We start from the raw sequence: 3,852 nt of genomic DNA, 5'->3' as shown, positions 1-3,852 counted from the left end.
GGAGTTGCCGCCGGTTGCAGGGCGCGATCCAGGAGTTCCATCGGGTGATAAATGGGGATCCCGGCTTTGCCCTGCAGGTGCTTCTGGATTTGCAGGCGGCAGCCGATGTTGGCGGAGACGATCCCCTGGGCACCAGTGTTGAGGAGGTTGGCCACCTTCTGGGATCCCAGCTCATCTGCTATCTGGGGTTGCAGCAGGTTGTAGACGCCGGAGCTGCCACAGCAGAGGGCGGCATCGACGGGATCCCGCAGCTCCAGCCCCGGAATCTGGCGTAGCAGTTGCCGCGGCTCTTGGCTGAGGCGTTGCCCGTGCAGCATGTGGCAGGCATCTTGGTAGGCCAGCACCAAGGGATCCGGCTGCAGGGGGTACAGGGGAGCAGTCAGCCCCACCTGAGCGAGAAACTCCTGGATATCCTTGACTTTGGCCGCAAACTGGGCCGCTTTCTCGTGGTAGTCGGGATCCTTGGCCAAAAGGTGGCCGTACTCCTTGAGGGTGTGGCCGCAGCCGGAGGCAGTCACCAAAATGGCATCCAGTTCGTAGCCGGCAAAAGCATCCACCATCTGGCGGGCTAGGGCTTCTGCCTGCTGCAGTTGCCCTTGGTGGTGGGGCAAGGCCGCACAACAGCCCTGGGCAGGCGGGATCACCACCTCACAGCCGTTGTGGGTCAAGACGCGAATGCTGGCCTCGTTCACCTGCGGGGTAAACAGGCGCTGCACGCAGCCGAGGATCAGCCCCACGCGAAAGCGGCGCTCGCCCACCGCCGGGATCTGCTCCGGGTAGCGCTTGGGCAGCAGTTGCTCCACCTCCAGAGGGGGCATGAGCGATTCCATAGCTGCCAGTCGCGGGGAGACTTTTTCCAGCCCTTGGCGGATCCAGGCGCCGATCCCCATCTTCTGATAGAGCCAAAGCGGCCAAAGCAGAGGCCGCAGCCGCTCCGGGTAGGGGAAGAGGAAGAAGATAAATTGGCGGTACAGGCGATCCCAAAGACCGCGTGGGTAGTTGCGCTCGATTTGCGGGCGGGTGGCGGCAATCAGCCGGTCGTAGCGCACTCCTGAGGGGCAGGCGGTAACACAGGCCAAACAGCCCAGGCAGGTATCGAAATGGGAAACCGTGGCCACCGAAAGGGAAATCTGCCCCTGATTGAGGGCGTCCATCTGATAGATGCGCCCCCGCGGCGAGTCTGTCTCCTTGCCGAGGACGCGGTAGCTGGGGCAGGTGGTCAGACAAAACCCGCAGTGCACACAGGCATCGATTAGCTTGGGATCCGGCGGATCCAGGCTGTCAAAACTTGGCCCTTTGGATGAGCTCATTGGCCTCGACCTGTTCTCAACACTTCATCAACCCCGCAAGGAGAGGATTGGCCGTTCGGGGATCCCGCCGTCTCCTTTTGCTTCCGGGTTTTTTTGCATCTTAATCTGGGAACAGAGCGGCTGAGACTTCTATCCAGATCCAAACGCTCTTTGCATCCGTACTACCCTAGAGAAGGGACTTACCCGACCGATTTCTCCTCGTCGATCATTTCCAATGCAAGTGCAAGACCTCCTCACCCAAGCTCTTGTGGGCGCAGCTCTCTCCAGTTTGAGCCTATCTGGAGCGGCTTTGGCCCAGCCCAACCTGCGGGAGCTGCCCCCCGATCTGGCCGAACAGCTCACCACGGAGCAGATCTTGCAGGCCTGCGCCGCCAACCAAGCAGACACCCTGCCCAGCCCCTTCCCAGACGTGGTGCCGACCGATTGGGCCTACAAGGCGGTGCTCACCCTCTACTACTGTGGGGCCTACCGGGGGGCCATTCCCCCGGAGACCTTCCGGCGCCACCTGGAGCAACAACGGGGATCCCAAACTTAGCTCCCTGTCGGATACATCTCCTGGATGAGGTGGGCATAGCGCTCGGCTACCGGGTTGCGCTTGATCTTCAGCGTCTGGGTCAGGAGGCCATTTTCCACGCTCAGGGGCTCTGGCAAAAAGCGGAAGTCGGCAATTTGCTCGTGGGGCCGGTAGCCGGGACGTTCCTGGATGCGGGTTTGCACCTCCCGCAAGATCAACGCGCGCACCTGCGGGTGGGCCAGCAGCTCGGCCTCAGCAGCCGGGATCCCTTGCCCGGCGGCCCAAGCCTTGAGGGCGTCCAGGTTGGGGTAGATGAGGGCGGCCAGTTTCTTTTGGTCCTGGCCGACAATTACCATTTGGCTGATGTAAGGGGATTGCAGGCAGGCATCTTCCAGCGGCTGGGGCTCGACGTTCTCTCCGTTAAGCAGCACGATCACGTCCTTGGCCCTGCCGGTGATCACCAGTTGCCCGTCGGGGGTGAGCCAGCCCAGATCCCCTGTTTCAAACCAGCCGTCGGGGCTGAGCACCTGGGCGGTCGCCTCTGGATTGTTGTAGTAACCCATCATCACCTGCGGCCCCCGCGCCAGGATCAGCCCCTTCGCACGGGGGGGCAGCGGCTGCCGGGTTTCCGGATCCACAATGCGAAACTCCGTGCCTGGCAAGGGGGGGCCAGCCGTGCCGCGCACATTGTTGTCGGGACGGCGCGCGCACAGCACCGGCGAGGTTTCCGTGAGGCCGTAGCCGTTGAGGATGGAAATGCCCACCACCTCGTAAAACAGATCCAGATAGGCGGGCAGGGATCCGCCGCCGCTGATGGCCTGTTGAAAATTGGGGCCTAAAGCTTGCCGCACCTTGCGGTAGATGAGCGCATCGGCCAGGCGGTGCACAGGCCAGAGCAGCCCCTGTTGCAGGCGGGCCCCCACTCGCACCCAAGGGCTGACATCGTAATGCAAAATCGACCGGTTGCCGGCTATCCGCCCGGCGAGCACGTAGCCTTCGCTGGCCGCCATCAAGGTGCGGATCAGCCGCTGCATGAGGGGGCTTTTTTCCTTTAATTGTCTCTGGATCCCTTCGTAAACCGTCTCCCAGATGCGGGGCACTGCCACCAGATAGTGGGGCTGCTCCTGTTGCAAATCCTGCTTGATAAAGCGAGGGTTGGTATAGACCAGCGTACAGGCCTGGCTGAGGAGAAAATACTCGCAGGCCCGCTCATAAGAATGCCAAGTGGGCAGAATGGTCAGCACCTTATCCCCTGGCCGGGGCTGTACAACCACACTCAAGTTCTCCACCTGGTGCATCAGGTTGCCGTGGCTGAGCATCACCCCCTTGGGGCGACCAGAGGTGCCAGAGGTGTAGATGATGGTGGCCAACTGGGATCGCTCCAGCCGCGGCGGCTCGTAGCGGCCTTCCCGCCCTTTCTGCAGCCACTGAGAAAAGTTCAATACTCCTGCCTCTTCTTCATCGGAAAGCAGCAGCAGCCGCTCCAGGCCCAGCTCCTGCACAACCGGCTGCACCCGCCTCAGGGTCTTCACATCCTGGGCAATCAAAGCCGTGCTGCCGGAGTGGCGCAAAATGTAGCCCAGCTCAGCCGGATCCGCCACGGCGCTGCGGGGCACATTGACCGCTCCCGTAAACAGCGTGGCCAGATCCGCCATCAGCCAGCGGGGGGAATTATCGGCAAAAATGGCCACCCGATCCCCGGGGCGAATGCCCAAAGCTTGCAAACCGGCAGCCAAGGTCTGAATGCGGCGAAAGAGCTGACCATAAGAAATCTCAAAGACTGGCTGGGCATGGGGATCCCTGAGGGCAGTGTGATCGGCAAACTTTTCGGCCAACACTTGCCAGATGTTGAGCAGCGTCGTGCTAGCGGGGGTAGCAGCAGCGGAGACAGTCGTCATAAATCTGTACCCTAAATCACATTTACAGTCTAGTGAACTTGGGCTTTTTCCCCAGACACCCCCAGGACAGTTCCTAATCTGTCACCAAGTCCAACTCCGTCCCCTTGCGGGGAAAAGGTAGGGATCAACC

At 61.5% G+C, this 3,852-nt stretch carries 3 protein-coding genes; 1 reads left to right on the top strand and 2 read right to left on the bottom strand.

The window, feature by feature from the left end:
• Positions 1 to 1,310, bottom strand: a 1,310-nt coding sequence (locus tag NW844_RS12385) for a (Fe-S)-binding protein (protein WP_414336066.1), incomplete at its 3' end; no start/stop codon positions are given.
• Between the two features lie 214 nt (positions 1,311 to 1,524).
• Between NW844_RS12385 and NW844_RS12380 the strand changes: the two genes are divergently transcribed.
• Positions 1,525 to 1,845: a hypothetical protein gene (locus tag NW844_RS12380; RefSeq protein ID WP_414336065.1), complete on the top strand. Its 321-nt coding sequence runs from the start codon at positions 1,525 to 1,527 to the stop codon at positions 1,843 to 1,845.
• On the opposite strand, the gene NW844_RS12375 is transcribed toward NW844_RS12380, so the two are convergent.
• On the bottom strand, positions 1,842 to 3,722 hold the full coding sequence (locus NW844_RS12375; RefSeq protein ID WP_414336064.1) for an AMP-dependent synthetase/ligase: 1,881 nt from the start codon (positions 3,720 to 3,722) through the stop codon (positions 1,842 to 1,844). The two genes, NW844_RS12380 and NW844_RS12375, sit on opposite strands and share 4 nt — an antisense overlap.
• Positions 3,723 to 3,852 lie beyond the last annotated feature (130 nt).

It is taken from the genome of Synechococcus sp. H55.2 (assembly GCF_047462495.1).
In the GTDB taxonomy this organism is placed as follows: Bacteria; Cyanobacteriota; Cyanobacteriia; order Thermostichales; family Thermostichaceae; genus Thermostichus.
Note: the sequence above shows the minus strand (reverse complement) of the source record. Positions and strands in the feature narration are given on the sequence as shown.